The sequence below is a fragment of the Exiguobacterium sp. s191 genome, from assembly GCF_018618955.1.
Taxonomy (GTDB): domain Bacteria; phylum Bacillota; class Bacilli; order Exiguobacteriales; family Exiguobacteriaceae; genus Exiguobacterium_A; species Exiguobacterium_A abrahamii.
On the sequence record NZ_JACSNC010000001.1, the window covers coordinates 320,462 to 334,225 of the forward strand.

The 13,764-nt window shown below is 47.1% G+C and carries 15 protein-coding genes; 11 read left to right on the forward strand and 4 right to left on the reverse strand.

Going from position 1 to position 13,764, the window contains the following annotated elements:
• The first annotated feature begins 292 nt into the window (after positions 1-292).
• Both KNQ09_RS01645 and KNQ09_RS01650 read left to right on the forward strand, forming a co-directional pair.
• A complete protein-coding gene (locus tag KNQ09_RS01645) occupies positions 293-1,117 on the forward strand; it encodes an endonuclease I family protein (protein WP_149427005.1) in 825 nt (274 codons plus the stop codon).
• Positions 1,118-1,477: 360 nt separating this feature from the next.
• On the forward strand, positions 1,478-2,062 hold the full coding sequence (locus tag KNQ09_RS01650; RefSeq protein ID WP_023467654.1) for a YdcF family protein: 585 nt from the start codon (positions 1,478-1,480) through the stop codon (positions 2,060-2,062).
• A gap of 52 nt (positions 2,063-2,114) precedes the next feature.
• On the opposite strand, the gene KNQ09_RS01655 is transcribed toward KNQ09_RS01650, so the two are convergent.
• Both KNQ09_RS01655 and ytzI read right to left on the reverse strand, forming a co-directional pair.
• Complete coding sequence (locus KNQ09_RS01655) at positions 2,115-2,666, reverse strand: hypothetical protein (protein WP_214857150.1); 552 nt, start codon at positions 2,664-2,666, stop codon at positions 2,115-2,117.
• 134 nt (positions 2,667-2,800) lie between these two features.
• The gene (gene ytzI, locus KNQ09_RS01660) at positions 2,801-2,974 is read right to left on the reverse strand and encodes a YtzI protein (protein WP_023467656.1); all 174 of its coding nucleotides are present in this window, start codon (positions 2,972-2,974) and stop codon (positions 2,801-2,803) included.
• Between the two features lie 126 nt (positions 2,975-3,100).
• On the opposite strand from ytzI, the gene KNQ09_RS01665 reads away from it, so the two are divergent.
• Entirely contained in the window at positions 3,101-4,204 is a 1,104-nt protein-coding gene (locus KNQ09_RS01665; protein WP_035408959.1) for a PP2C family protein-serine/threonine phosphatase, read from the forward strand.
• 80 nt (positions 4,205-4,284) lie between these two features.
• Here KNQ09_RS01665 and KNQ09_RS01670 read toward each other — a convergent pair whose 3' ends face one another.
• Positions 4,285-5,220 (reverse strand): magnesium transporter CorA family protein, encoded by a 936-nt coding sequence (locus tag KNQ09_RS01670; protein WP_023467658.1) that lies wholly within the window; start codon positions 5,218-5,220, stop codon positions 4,285-4,287.
• Positions 5,221-5,342: 122 nt separating this feature from the next.
• Between KNQ09_RS01670 and KNQ09_RS01675 the strand changes: the two genes are divergently transcribed.
• A complete protein-coding gene (locus KNQ09_RS01675) occupies positions 5,343-5,711 on the forward strand; it encodes an Hpt domain-containing protein (RefSeq protein ID WP_064300248.1) in 369 nt (122 codons plus the stop codon).
• A gap of 46 nt (positions 5,712-5,757) precedes the next feature.
• On the opposite strand, the gene KNQ09_RS01680 is transcribed toward KNQ09_RS01675, so the two are convergent.
• Complete coding sequence (locus tag KNQ09_RS01680) at positions 5,758-6,636, reverse strand: chemotaxis protein CheV (protein ID WP_023467660.1); 879 nt, start codon at positions 6,634-6,636, stop codon at positions 5,758-5,760.
• A 218-nt stretch (positions 6,637-6,854) separates the two neighbouring features.
• Between KNQ09_RS01680 and KNQ09_RS01685 the strand changes: the two genes are divergently transcribed.
• The 7 genes from KNQ09_RS01685 to KNQ09_RS01715 all read left to right on the forward strand — a co-directional run bounded on the left by KNQ09_RS01685 (position 6,855) and on the right by KNQ09_RS01715 (position 13,763).
• Positions 6,855-8,294 (forward strand): NADP-dependent glyceraldehyde-3-phosphate dehydrogenase, encoded by a 1,440-nt coding sequence (locus KNQ09_RS01685; RefSeq protein WP_023467661.1) that lies wholly within the window; start codon positions 6,855-6,857, stop codon positions 8,292-8,294.
• 173 nt (positions 8,295-8,467) lie between these two features.
• Positions 8,468-9,439 carry an MBL fold metallo-hydrolase gene (locus KNQ09_RS01690; protein WP_058265148.1) on the forward strand — a complete coding sequence of 324 codons (972 nt, stop codon included), beginning with the start codon at positions 8,468-8,470 and terminating at the stop codon, positions 9,437-9,439.
• Complete coding sequence (locus KNQ09_RS01695; protein ID WP_075642049.1) at positions 9,439-10,197, forward strand: SDR family NAD(P)-dependent oxidoreductase; 759 nt, start codon at positions 9,439-9,441, stop codon at positions 10,195-10,197. The genes KNQ09_RS01690 and KNQ09_RS01695 overlap by 1 nt, the downstream gene beginning before the upstream one ends.
• Positions 10,198-10,216: 19 nt before the next feature.
• Positions 10,217-11,413: an ABC transporter substrate-binding protein gene (locus tag KNQ09_RS01700; RefSeq protein ID WP_214857151.1), complete on the forward strand. Its 1,197-nt coding sequence runs from the start codon at positions 10,217-10,219 to the stop codon at positions 11,411-11,413.
• Positions 11,400-12,158 carry an ABC transporter permease gene (locus tag KNQ09_RS01705; RefSeq protein WP_214857152.1) on the forward strand — a complete coding sequence of 253 codons (759 nt, stop codon included), beginning with the start codon at positions 11,400-11,402 and terminating at the stop codon, positions 12,156-12,158. The genes KNQ09_RS01700 and KNQ09_RS01705 overlap by 14 nt, the downstream gene beginning before the upstream one ends.
• On the forward strand, positions 12,155-12,904 hold the full coding sequence (locus KNQ09_RS01710; RefSeq protein ID WP_195865470.1) for an ABC transporter permease subunit: 750 nt from the start codon (positions 12,155-12,157) through the stop codon (positions 12,902-12,904). The genes KNQ09_RS01705 and KNQ09_RS01710 overlap by 4 nt, the downstream gene beginning before the upstream one ends.
• On the forward strand, positions 12,876-13,763 hold the full coding sequence (locus KNQ09_RS01715; protein ID WP_214857153.1) for an ABC transporter ATP-binding protein: 888 nt from the start codon (positions 12,876-12,878) through the stop codon (positions 13,761-13,763). The genes KNQ09_RS01710 and KNQ09_RS01715 overlap by 29 nt, the downstream gene beginning before the upstream one ends.
• Position 13,764 lies beyond the last annotated feature (1 nt).

Consider the following 13,764-nt stretch of genomic DNA (forward strand, 5'->3'; position numbering starts at 1 on the left):
ATAGGGAAGCTTCAGACAGGAGGAATATCGTCCCGGATTCTTATTTGTAAGTCTCTTTTGTTCGTGACTTTTGACCCTAGAATATTTATTCTGAAGAACTATTTTGATGGGATTGACGTCATGAATGAAAAAAATCAGGACCATCTAACCGTTGCCATTCGATGAATATTCTGAACGATGAATCATCTTCAAAAAAGCAGGTCTATCGTCCATCTTCCACCAGGAATGGATTCGGTGTGAAAATGAGCGTGTAACATCCGCTTTCATACATACCATTTAAGGGGGAACACACATGAACTGGAAGTCAAAGGTCACAGGTGCGCTTGCCGCAACACTTGCGCTCGGGTCAATCGTCTTTACACCGGTCACAGCAAAAACAGTTGATCCAAAACAAGTTTCAGCTGGTCCGCAGATGGTCACGTCACAATCGACGATCGATGCGTACTATCTACCAGCAGCGGGCAAGACAGGGGCAGCGTTGAAGGCATCGCTGCACGATATCATCGACAATCATACACAAGTGTCATACGACACGGTATGGACAGCACTGAAAGAAACGGATCAAGATCCAAACAATGCGAATAATGTCATCGAGTTATACACGGGGAAATCGATTTCAAAGAGCAGTAACGGTGGGAATGTCGGTCAATGGAATCGTGAACATGTCTGGGCAAAGTCACACGGTGACTTTGGTACGTCAAACGGTCCTGGAACAGACTTGCATCACTTGCGTCCGGAAGACGTTGTCGTCAACAGCGCACGTGGGAATTTAGATTTCGACAATGGTGGTACGAAATACAGTGGATGTGATTGCTATCGCGATAGCGATTCGTGGGAACCACCGAACCGTGTCAAAGGTGACATCGCGCGGATGATCTTCTACATGGCGGTTCGTTATGAAGGTGGCGGAGAAATCGATCTCGAAGCTTCAGAAAACGTCAATAATGGTACGAACCCGTTACACGGCAAATTGTCGACGCTGAAAGCATGGAATAAGCTTGACCCAGTTGATAGCTTCGAGAAACGTCGCAACGATGTCATCTTCGAGAAGTGGCAAAAAAACCGGAATCCGTTCATCGATCATCCGGAATACGTAACATCAATTTGGGGAAATTGATGACGAGTCAGTGAATAGGAAAGGGGCTGACTCAACAGTCAGTCTCTACAAAGATAGGGGTGGCAGAATGATGATCTGCCACCCCTATCTTGTAACAAAAAGAATGACGCGTTTCACGCAACTCCTACAAGGAAAAGCGCATCTTTGCGCTGACAGAGACAAATAAGACCCGCTTTCCTGCTTGAATAAAGCAGGAAAACTGGCTTGTGTCTCGCCTGAGGAAAGGGCGTGAAAAGACGCGTCATTCTTTTTTGAGTCAGCCTTTTTTCATTGAGTCCGAACCTGTTATGCTGAAACTTTTTTGGAGAACCATTCGTATTGCCTACCGTAAGCCATTTTTTAGTAGAGAGGTCGTACGGTATGATCAAACGCACGTTTAACAAACGAAACATCAAATGGATGGTCGGTGGGGGATTAGTCGCTTGTGTCGCCTTCTGGTACAGTGTCGGTATTTTCGTTAATAAAGGGGAACGGCCACTCGCTGATGGGACGTCACCGTATGTCATCGTCCTCGGTGCGGGTGTCAAAGGAGAAAAACCGTCGCAAATCCTACATAACCGGATTCAGGCAGCTGCGGCATATGGGAAACAACATTCAGAAGTCCGCTTCATCTTGAGCGGTGGACAAGGTCCAGATGAAGATATTTCAGAAGCAGAGGCGATGCGTCGCGGGATGGTGGCATCTGGGATTGCTGAAGAGCGGTTGATCCTTGAAGCCGACTCGACATCAACGACGGAAAATCTACAATTTTCAAAGGCGTTGTTGCCAAAGGACGTTCGTCGCGTCTCGATCGTCACGTCAGACTTTCATCTGTACCGTGCGCGACAAGAGGCAAAACAACTTGGTTTACAGACGGATGCGATTCCGGCTGAAACGCCACTTTCAGGAGTCCTTCGATTTGGAATGCGCGAACGCGTTGCGATCGTTGTTCAATTCCTACGCTAAAAACCCCGACATGCTGAACATGTCGGGGAGAAAGAAGAAGTGCATTGAATGATTAGATGCCTTCACCTTTATGTTTTTCCTCAGAAGATTGAGAATCATTTGCTTGTTTGTCGGAAGCATCATGCTCAGCAGGTGGTTCTTCTTTGCCGAGTGCGACATCCTTCGCTTCGACGACTTTATTGCTGATTGCATTCAAGTCACCTTTCGTCTCATTTACTGTCTCTTTCACCGTCGAGGCATCTGATTTCACCGTTTCAAGCTCTGTGTTCACTTTGTCATAGACATTTTGAACGTCAGATGCGACTTCTTGAATGATGTTTGAAGCACTCTTCACTTGATTGATGACTTGTGATGCTTTACCTGACGGATCTTCCTTAATAGAAGAAGCGAGGGTAGAGACGGAATCTTTCGCTCCCCGTAAACTCTGTTTCGTATTTTGGCGAGACGAAGAACTAAGTAGCGTCAATAGACCGCCGACAAGGGCACCGAGCAACATCCCTGTGACGAGATTGATTTGACGACCTGATGATTCTTCCTGATCGAACTGGCGATTCGGATGTTCTGCGTGTGCTGCGTGTGGATCATGTTGAAGCTTCGGTTCCATGATGAACACTCCCTTGAGATAATATTTAACCATGATATGGATATACCCTTGTGAGTGAATAAAAAACATTTAAAAATAACATGTATTTGAAATGAATATAAAAAAGACCATCGTGATATGATGGTCTAAGAGGTTCATTTGTTGGATGAATCATCATCATTTTCGTGACGAAGTTTTCGGTTGATTTCATCATAATCGATTTCGATATCATCTTTGTTGCCTTTGTAGCCATATCCTTTCGAAATGACGATGATCGAGGCGACCAAGACGAATACGATGATGAGAATGGAGACGACATATAACCACATAGTCCACTCCTCCTTTCGTTCACTTTCTAGTATGACGGAAAACGCAGCTTCCGTCTAAACGAAATTGTAGGTTGTGTGCTAAACTGATGTCAGATAAACATGTTAAACGGAACGAGGTGACGGCGTATGAGTATTTTGGTCGTAGATGATGAGTTAACGAATTTAATGCTCCTAGAGCGATTGTTAGAAAATGAAGGCTATGACGTCGTCAAGGCGATGAGTGGGGAAGAAGCAATCGAATTGATGGAGGATCCGTTATTCATCGAACAGTTGGACGTCGTTCTCCTCGACGTCGAAATGCCAGGAATCAGCGGAATCGAGGCGACACGTTTGATTCGAAAACGGTTTGGTCTTGATGAATTACCGATTCTGATCGTTTCCGGGCGATCAAACGAAGAAGATATCGTTGATGGACTGAATGCAGGAGCATCAGATTATACGACGAAACCGATTCGTAAAACGGAATTGCTCGCGCGAGTTCGTAACGCGATTGGTCTGAAGCAAGCAATCGATGCGCGAAAACGATATGAAAAAGTATTACAGGAAGACTTTGATTTGGCGCAAAAACTGCAACAGAGTGTGCTCAGTGCGAATATCGAAGACGATGAGATCCGCATCATGGCGACGTATATCCCTTCTAAAAAGCTCGCGGGAGATATGTACGCCTGGTACCGCATCTCTCAGAATAAATACGGCATCATCTTGTTTGACGTCATGGGACACGGTGTCTCTTCTGCGCTGATCACGATGGGAATGAGTTCGATTTTGTTCGAACTCGTGCACCGGATTGGTGATCCAGCACAAGTACTTGAAGAATTGAATCAGCAGATGAGTCGTTTGTTCCCGGGAGACGAGACAGAAATCTATTTCACTGCCGTTTACCTCTACATCGACCTAGATGAGATGAAGCTCAGCTATGCGAACGCAGGGCACCCACCTGGTTTGTTACGCATGAATGATCAAATCATTCCGCTTGAGAATACGGGACTTCCTGTCGGTATGTTCGAAGACTCGACGTATTCGAGTAAGACGATCGACATCGTCTCACCAGGATGTGTTTACCTGTACACGGATGGTTTCATGGAACTCTACAGTAAAGGCATTGATGAAGGAATCCATGCCATCCAGAATCTGATCGAACAACAAGGACCGAACATCCATCAGTTGATTCAACCGGATCAAAGCGATGAAGCGGATGACCTATGTCTCGTGACGGTCGAAATCAATTAACCTGTAAATGAAAAGACTCAGCGACGGAAGCACCGTCGCTGAGTCTTTTTTGAGTCATACAAGCTCTGAATCTACTTGAACTAAAAGAACCTTCTCCGCCATAAGATGAAGGCGGCAAGACCAGAGAAGAAGATCATCATACCGAAAACAATCCAGAATCCGATGACTTCTCCTTCCCATGGAACGTGGACGTTCATCCCGAACATCCCGGAAATCATCGTCGGAATCGAGATGACAATCGTAATCGAGGCAAGGAACTTCATGACGAAGTTGACGTTGTTCGAGATGACAGAACCAAACGTATCCATCGTCGAACTGATGATGTCCTTATAGATTTGAGCCATCTCCATTGCTTGTCGGTGTTCGACGAAGACATCTTCCAGTAAATCTTCATCATCTTCATGTTTCTCAAGACTCGGTGTCTTAATGATTCGGTCGAGCACACCATCGTTCGATTTCAAGGACGTCATGAAATAGACCAATGATTTTTGAAGGTTCATCAATTGAAAGATTTCTTGATTTCGCATCGAACGTTGAAGTTCTTCCTCAAGTTCGTCCATACGACGATCGATTTGACGCAAGAAACGTAAATACGAGGAACTGACTTTATAGAGAATCTGGAATACGAAGCGCGATCGGTAATTCGTCCGGAATCCTCGCAACTTACCACTCGAGAATAACGTCAGGACATCGAGCTGTTGCGAACAAACGGTGATGAAATGACGGGATGTCACGATGATACCGAGCGGAATCGTATTATAACGGCGTCCTGATGATTCTTCTTCGATGTAGGGAACGTCGACGATCATCAGTAGACCTTCTTCATCTTTTTCAAAACGTGGTTTTTCTTCCACGTCCAAAGGGTCATAAATGAAATCCTCTGGAATATTCGTAGCAGCGATGACTTGGTCGGCTTCGTCCTTTGTCGGATTGACAAGATGGATCCAGGAACCCTTCGTGAACTCCTGTATCTCGTTGACTGCCCCGGTGACATCGCTTCGATAAATCGTCAACATATTGTCTATCCCTCCTGCTCTTCACTGTCTCATTATAGAAATAGAAACGATGGCGTGTAAATGATTCTCCGATTTTTTTTTACGAAGATTAGTGATAAGATGAAAACAGAGGAGGGGAAGACATGCCTTTTTTTAATGCTAAGAAGCTCGAAGAACTTCAATCGATCGCGGGTGGGGATCACGCGTTCCTTCAAAAAATCGGAGAAACGTATATCGCGCAGTTCGATCGAAAGTTTCCTGAACTAAAAGATGCCGTCGCCAAGCAAGATGCTGAGCAAACTGAAAAGCTCGCTCACTTGCTAAAAGGTGCTTCCTATTCCGTTGCCGCTGATGATTTAGCTGATGATTTCGAACTGCTTGAAAAAGAAGCAGAATCTGGTTCAATGACCGGAACACAAGAAATCGTCGATCGGATTGAGCAATGCATGGTGGAATTCCGTGTCGTCTGGCTCGATGTGTTTACTGGAAAAAATATTGACGCCCTGCGTTGAGTAATCGAATAGATCAAAAAAGCCGACATGCTGTCGGCTTTTTTTCTTATAAGACGTATGAATCGACCGTTTCGATCAAACGACCGATTTCCGGTTTCGTGATTTGTGCATTGACACCAACGGATTCACCTTTATGGCGTAAATCGTCGGAAATCAAGGAAGAGAAGACGATGATTGGCAATTCCGCATAACGATCATCTTCACGGAGTCGTTTCGTCAAGTGTAGTCCATCCATCTTCGGCATCTCGATATCGGTGATCAAAAGGTCACAGTTGCTTCCGTTCTCAAACGCATCAAAAGCTTCCTTACCATTGATGAACCACTTCAGTCCGTGATAACCGGCTTCCTCAAGTGTTTCGATGATCAATGTCCGGAGCATTTCCGAGTCTTCGGCGATCCAGATGACTTTGTCGGACCGGTCACGGGACTGGACGCGACGTCCTTCTTCGCGGGCGAAGATATCCTTGCGTGAGAGCTCAAGTGCGATTTTTTCATAGTCGAGCAAGATGATCATCTTGTCGCCCGTTTTGACGACACCGTTCGTCAGTCCTTCGATGCCACGAGCGAGTTCGTTTGGTGTATCGATCTGTTCCCATGAGATACGACGGATTTCCGTCACGGAATCGACACGCAGGACGCTTTTTTCCCCATTAAATTCACAGATGATCAATCGATCCTCGGTTGCTTCATCGTGTGGAACACCAATGACCGTCGGCAAATCGATGACTGTCATGACTTCGCCACGCAGTTCAATCAATCCTTTGACAGCGTCCGGTGTACCTGGGAGTGGTGTCATCGGGAGCGGAACGATGATTTCCCGAACCTTCATGACGTTGATTCCAAACGTGTATGGTCCGCAATGGAAGATGACGATCTCGAGTTCGTTCGTGCCGGCTTCTAATAAAATATCGTGCTGATTATACATATGGTTGTGCCCCTTTCCATTACCTTCACTTCACTTCTGACTAGTTATCGGCATGCTACGCTAAAAATTCTAGTTCTGAATTGACAAAAAAAGTGTTGTAATCGCTTTCATAATATGTTAAGCAAAAAGTTTGGCATTTGTCAGACCAATTGATTACAATAAGCTATGCAGCCACACACTGAAATGAGAGAGATAAAAATAAATGGAGGTAGAGTGGAATGACTACAGCAACAACCTACACATTTTTACTAGATGGACAATGGCATGAAAGTGAATCAAAAGAGACGATTGAAATCTCTTCACCATATAAAGAGGATCTTGTCGGTCGCGTCCAAGCGATGACAAAACCGGAAGTCGATCGTGCCATCGCTTCAGCGAAAGCGGCACAAGCAGAGTGGGCAAAACAACCAGCGAACAAACGGGCTGAATTGCTTCACGCTTGGGCAACGGAACTCGAAAAACGTGCGGACGAAATCGGTGAAGTCATCATGCGCGAAGTCGGTAAAGGACGTGCAGATGGCGTCAAAGAGGTCAAACGGACAGCTGAAATCATTCGCTACACAGCGGAAGAAGGTCTCCGTTTCGACGGTCAGATGATGCAAGGGGATTCGTTCCCTGGTGGTAGCGCGAAAAAAATCGCGGTCATCAAAAAAGCACCACTCGGCGTCGTGCTTGCGATTTCACCGTTCAACTACCCAGTCAACTTGGCAGCAGCGAAACTCGCACCTGCCCTCATGACAGGAAACGCCGTCGTCTTCAAACCGGCAACACAAGGTTCGATCAGCGGTATCTTGATGGTCGAGGCACTCGTCGCAGCAGGTCTTCCAGCTGGACTCGTCAACATCGTCACAGGTCGTGGATCGGTCATCGGTGATTACTTGACGGCTCACCCGGGCATCAACATGATCACATTTACTGGTGGTACAGGCACTGGACAACATCTATCACGTCAATCGGCAATGATTCCACTTGTCCTTGAACTTGGTGGAAAAGACCCAGCGCTCGTTCTTGAAGATGCGAATCTGTCACTTGCGGCAGATCATATCATCAGTGGGGCGTTCTCTTACTCAGGTCAACGTTGTACAGCAATCAAACGCGTCTTCGTTCTTGATCATCAAGCGGATGCACTCATCGAAGAACTCAAGACACGAATCGCGAAATTGACAGTCGGTTCACCTGAACAAGACAGCGTCGTCGTGCCGCTCATCGATACGAAATCAGCGGACTTCGTCGAAGGCTTGATCACGGACGCAACAGACAAAGGCGCAACGCTCGTCACAGGTGGCGGACGTACGGCGAACTTGATCGAACCAACACTTCTTGACAACGTGACACGCGACATGCGTGTTGCTTGGGAAGAGCCGTTCGGACCAGTTCTTCCAATCATCCGTGTCAACTCAGTCGACGAAATGATTGCATACTCAAACGAATCAGAATACGGTCTTCAAGCAAGTGTCTTCACAGAGAATATCGATGCTGCGTTTGCAGTAGCGGATGCGCTTGAAACAGGTTCTGTTCAAATCAATGGTCGGACGGAACGTGGTCCTGACCACTTCCCATTCATCGGTGTGAAATCATCGGGTCTCGGCGTTCAAGGCGTTGGACGTAGCTTAGCTTCGATGACACGCGACAAATTAACAGTCCTCAATTTAAAATAAGTTTCTGACCGACCTTTCAATCTGCGGAAAGGTCGGTTTTTTGTGCATCCATTTCTCGCGCTTTAACGTAAGCTAGAAAACAAATGTCACCCTTTGACGCACAAAGTTTGGCGCTATAGCTTCATTCTCTCTATAATGAAAGAAAATGGACGAGAGAAAAGAGGCGTGTAGGTATGACTGTATCAGACGAAATCATCCCGATTCCGATTCCGACACCATTTCCGGTTGGAGACGTGAACTGCTATGTACTACGAACGGAAGGGGAAAACATCCTCATTGATTGTGGACCGGATACGCTTGAAGCATGGCAAACGATGCAACGGACGCTTGCACGACATGAACTTCAGGTCGAGGATTTAGATCGTGTCATCGTGACACATCACCATGCGGATCATGCTGGGATGGCACATCGCTTTTCAGAGAAAGGCATTCCCGTCTATGGACATGCGCGATTACGCCCATACTTGGAACAGGACGAGACCTTCTTGAACAACGGGGACGCATTCTTGCGTCGATTGGCGACATCGTTTGGCGTTCCGCTAGCGATTCAAGAGATGTTACCAAGCTATCAATCTGCCTTGAAATGGCTTGGAAAAGGTCAACTTGATTTTACATTAAAAGAAGGCGACGCGATTACGCCGTCTGGGAGATACCGGGTCATCGAACTACCGGGGCATGCAAGTGACCAAATCGGAATTCTAAGTGACGATGGTGTATTGTTCGCGGCCGATCACCTGCTCGACCGGGTCGAGCCGAATCCATTGCTCGAACAACCGCAACCAGGTGATGATGTGCTCGTAAAACGTCCTGTTCTTGCGTATCTTGACTCCTTAGAAAAATTACAAAGTGAGCAGATTCGAATCGCCTACACTGGACATGGTGCTCCGATTCGAGATGTTGCGGTACTCGTCGAAGAACGATTGATGCAACGCAAAGCACGTGGTGATCAGCTCTTGAAGTATTTTACGGGAGAACATACGTTATTCGAATTAGCACAAGTGACGTATGGAAACCGATTAAAAAAATCATTCCCTCTTGTCATGAGTGAGATGAAAGCACGTCTCGATACACTCGTCGCCCGCGGTGCGATCACGGTCGAGAAACGATCAGGTATCCTCTACTATTCAAAAGCGGAGGAAGTCTAATGCAACTCATCAACCGGACGATTGTCATCACAGGTGCTTCAAGTGGACTCGGAGAAGCACTGGCGCGCACTCTGCATAAAGAAGGCGCAAACTTGATTTTAATTGCACGACGCGAGGATCGATTACAAACGTTAGCATCTGAACTCCAGGCAGACTACCTGGTCTACGATTTGGAAAAGGCGCCTGAAATTCTTGCAAAAACACTCGCAAATCGTTATGGACGGATTGATATTTTGATTAATAACGCAGGTTTCGGGGAATTCAGCTTCTTAGACGATACCTCGATTGAAACGATTGAGTCGATGCACCGGATCAACGTCTTAAGTCCCGTTCGCTTAACGAAGGCATGTCTGCCATTACTGAAAGAAGGTGGCATGATCGTCAACGTGGCCAGTCAGGCGGGGAAGTTGCCGACACCGAAATCAACGATCTATTGCATGACGAAAGCTGCGATGTTGCAGTTTTCGAACGCGTTACGTCTGGAGTTACGTCCAAAAGGCATCCACGTCATGACGGTCAATCCAGGACCGATCGCGACAGAATTTTTTGTCCGTGCGGATGTCGACCGGAAGTATGAGCAAAATGTCGCTTCTATCGTCCTATCGAAAGAACGACTAGCTTCGACTGTCGTCCGAGCAATAGAGCGGCGTAAACGTGAAGTCAATGCACCATGGTGGATGGAGCTATCGGCAAAAGGGTACGGCGTGATGCCACGGTTGATCGAGTGGTTAGGAAAACCGGGCTTCGATAAAAAGTGATGACGGAGGAGAACGACAAATGAAAACAAAGGTAATCAGCTTTCTTGCCCTAGGTACGCTGCTCGCAGGCTGTGGAACACCGGATGCGACACCGGAACCGAAGAATGTCTTAGGGACTTCTTATCAGACGATCGAAAAAGAAGCGGAAAAGTCAACGGTTCGGATGTATATGTGGGGCGGCGATGACGGCATCAATGCCTACATCGATGAATACGTAGCACCGCGTCTGAAGAAGGAACACAACATCACGTTAGAACGGGTCCCGATCGAGACGGCGGATATCATTCAAAAACTGCGTGCTGAGAAACAGGCAGGTAAGGAAAAAGGTGTCATCGATGTCGTCTGGATCAATGGCGATAATTTTTTAAATGCTAAAAAAGATGAGTTACTGTATGGAGAAATCACAAAAGTCCTCCCGAACATGAAATATGTTGATGCTGCCGCACAGAGTTCAGATAGTGGTACGAAAACAGACGGACTTGAAGCCGCATGGGGGAAAGTTCAATATACGTTGCACTATGACGCAGCTGACGTGAAGTCGCCACCAACCGACTTGAAAGCACTGAAGTCATGGGTCAAGGAAAATCCAGGACGCTTCACGTATCCGGAAGTGACGGACTTTACGGGGAATGCTTTTGTCCGCCATGTCATGTATGGTGTCGAATCGAATGACACTTTAAAAGATCCGAAAGCAGACTTCAAGAAGACATGGGCTTATTTGAACGAAATCAAACCGTATCTCTGGAAAAAAGGGAAGACGTATCCAAAGACGCTTGCTCAACTCGATCAGTTATACGCGAAGGGAGACGTCGATTTCACGATGGGCTTCAACGAACGACGAGCTGAACAAGAAGTGAAGTCAGGAACGTTTCCGAAAGAAACACGTCCAATCGTCTTGAAGGATGGATCAATCGCGTCGACACATTTCCTTTCCGTACCGTTCAACGCTCCGAATCCGAAGGGCGCACTCGTAGCGATCAATACGTTGTTATCACCAGAAGCACAGTTGAAAAAGTACGATGCGACGTATTGGGGTGACGGAACAAGTCTTGATTTATCGACACTTGATTCGTCAGAACAAAAGCAATTCGCTGATGTACCGGCTGCACCGTCGACACCAAAGCCAAGCGTCTTTGAAGGAAAGGTCCGGACGGAACTCGACCCATCCATTTTCGAGATGATCCGTAAGGAATGGCCGTCTCGTGTGGCGCGGTAACGCGTATCCTGCTGCACTCTTGATGGCAGGGATGGTCTTATATGGGTTATGGGTCAGTATCTCGATGACGTCACTTTCCGACTACCGAGAGCTACTGACGGATGAGGTCTTTTTAGAGAGTCTAGCCGTCAGTAGTTACGTGGCCATCGTCAGTACGGTGCTCGCGCTGATCATTGGAATGGTGCTCGCACGGCTCTTGAGCAGAACACGACTAGCTGCGTTACTTGCAATTCCTTTATTCATCCCTCATCTAGGAGCAGCATACCTCGCGATTCTCTATTTGAGTAATGTGCCTGTCATCGGACCGCATGAAGGGAATTATTTTAGTGTCATCCTGACGTATCTGTATAAAGAAATTCCGTTCGTCTTTTTTTATATCTTACCGGTGGTCCGGCGTCTTGATTCGCGTTATCAAGAACTCGGTATGATGCTCGGTTTATCACCAGTACGCCGATTTTGGCATGCGCGGGGTGTCTTCCTACTCGTTCCGATGCTTGAGGCAGCATTTATCTTGCTTGCCTTCATCCTGTTCGCATATGAGATCCCGGCATTGCTCGGCGTGACCTATCCGAAATTACTTGGCGTCTATGCGTTCGATTTGTATACACAAGGCGATTTATCGGAGCAACCACTCGCTTTTGCAATGAGTGTCGTTTTGACGGGAGGACTCTTCTTCCTATTGTTGCTCATGACTGGTTTGACACGCCCACTGGCAGCGAAGATCAGTAGGGGGCGAAGCGAATGATAAAAAAAATCAGTGTGACTGTATTCGTTGTACTCCTGTTCATCGTTCCTTTAATTGGTTTAATTCCGGGAGAGTGGAATTGGAATCCGCGCCTAGAAGCGACGCTCGGCACGACCGTCGCGATGATTTGTGCCGTCGTATTGTTAAATCATCTCTTCGGGTACATGGCAGGAAAAGCGATTGCCTTTCAAACGGGGAAACGGATTCGTATAGCAGAGTTTTTGATTAGTTTGCCGCTGTTCGTTCCCGTGTTATTGCTATCATTCGGTCTCTATTTGACATGGATCCGTCTTGGTTTGGCAGATCGATTTTTTGGTGTCCTGCTCGTGTTGCTTCTGCCGACCTTGCCGTATACAGTTCGCTTGTACACGAACGGATTTCAGGCGCTCGGAGAACGGATGCTTGAACAGATGGTCTTGATTGAGGGGAACCGGTTCAAGCGTTGGTTCTATTTGACGGGGCCGATGCTTCGTTCGACGTTACAATCCGTGACGCTACTCGTCACGGTGATCACGATCAGTCAGTATGCACTAGTTGCGTTGATTGGTGGTGGGATCGTCCGCATGATATCACTCGAAGTATTCCCGGCGTATTCTGGTAATTCGCAAGGGGCGGCGCGTCTAGCGACACTCTGGTTGATCGGGTTGCCCATTCTCTTTTATGCTGGACAAGCCGTTATTTTTTCTAGTTGGATACGAATCGTACGGAGGCGTTTAAATGGAAGTCACGATACAACAAGTCAATAAACGATTTGGAACGAAGCATGTGTTGTCTGATATCGATTTAAATATCGCATCTGGACAATGTGTGGCTTTAGTTGGACCGAGCGGAAGTGGGAAAACGACGCTTCTCCGCCTGATTGCGGGTCTTGAAAGAGTGACGAGCGGAATGATTCAGTTCGGCGACCGAGATGTCACTGTTCTTTCGCCGAATCAGCGAGGTGTGACGATGATGTTTCAACGGTCGCTGTTGTTCCCACATTTGAACGTCGAACAGAACATCCGTCTCGGTGCCAAACAATTAACACCGATCGAACTCGAATCCTGGTTACATCGCGTCGGACTCGAGGGAAGAGGAAAAAGTGCTGTTCACGAACTGTCAGGGGGCGAACAGCAGCGGGCAAGTTTAGCTCGTGCGCTGGCGAGTCAACCGGACTTCTTGTTGCTCGATGAACCGTTCTCGAGTCTAGATGTACCGAGACGACGGGAATTACGGACATTGATTCGGAAGTTGACCGAGGAACAAGGTGTCACGACACTCCTTGTCACACACGATCGGGAAGAGGCAATGGCGATGGCGGATATCGTCTATGTTTTAGAACAGGGGCGAATCGTCGATCATGGCACGCCGATTACGCTTAGTCAGACCAGCCCGTTTTTTGGGGAAGGCATTCAGATTGAAGAAACATGGCATCCGTTGACGGCAGTCAACTTGGTCTCAAGACCGACGAAGGAGACGGATGAACGTGTTACGATTACGAAAGAACTCATTCAATACGGTGTTCGATTCTACGAAGTCGAACGAGCATCCGGAGAACGACTCGTGCTCTCTTCAGACGAGACGATTCATGAGAAAGAAGGCTATATCGTTAGAAAGGAGGGGTGAC

Coding starts and splice junctions, on each gene's coding strand:
- ytzI (WP_023467656.1), bottom strand. CDS start 2,974: ATGTGGTTATATGTCGTCTCCATTCTCATCATCGTATTCGTCTTGGTC.
- KNQ09_RS01690 (WP_058265148.1), top strand. CDS start 8,468: ATGACTGTATCAGACGAAATCATCCCGATTCCGATTCCGACACCATTT.
- KNQ09_RS01670 (WP_023467658.1), bottom strand. CDS start 5,220: ATGTTGACGATTTATCGAAGCGATGTCACCGGGGCAGTCAACGAGATA.
- KNQ09_RS01695 (WP_075642049.1), top strand. CDS start 9,439: ATGCAACTCATCAACCGGACGATTGTCATCACAGGTGCTTCAAGTGGA.
- KNQ09_RS01685 (WP_023467661.1), top strand. CDS start 6,855: ATGACTACAGCAACAACCTACACATTTTTACTAGATGGACAATGGCAT.
- KNQ09_RS01655 (WP_214857150.1), bottom strand. CDS start 2,666: ATGGAACCGAAGCTTCAACATGATCCACACGCAGCACACGCAGAACAT.
- KNQ09_RS01710 (WP_195865470.1), top strand. CDS start 12,155: ATGATAAAAAAAATCAGTGTGACTGTATTCGTTGTACTCCTGTTCATC.
- KNQ09_RS01675 (WP_064300248.1), top strand. CDS start 5,343: ATGCCTTTTTTTAATGCTAAGAAGCTCGAAGAACTTCAATCGATCGCG.
- KNQ09_RS01665 (WP_035408959.1), top strand. CDS start 3,101: ATGAGTATTTTGGTCGTAGATGATGAGTTAACGAATTTAATGCTCCTA.
- KNQ09_RS01645 (WP_149427005.1), top strand. CDS start 293: ATGAACTGGAAGTCAAAGGTCACAGGTGCGCTTGCCGCAACACTTGCG.
- KNQ09_RS01715 (WP_214857153.1), top strand. CDS start 12,876: ATGGAAGTCACGATACAACAAGTCAATAAACGATTTGGAACGAAGCAT.
- KNQ09_RS01680 (WP_023467660.1), bottom strand. CDS start 6,636: ATGTATAATCAGCACGATATTTTATTAGAAGCCGGCACGAACGAACTC.
- KNQ09_RS01700 (WP_214857151.1), top strand. CDS start 10,217: ATGAAAACAAAGGTAATCAGCTTTCTTGCCCTAGGTACGCTGCTCGCA.
- KNQ09_RS01650 (WP_023467654.1), top strand. CDS start 1,478: ATGATCAAACGCACGTTTAACAAACGAAACATCAAATGGATGGTCGGT.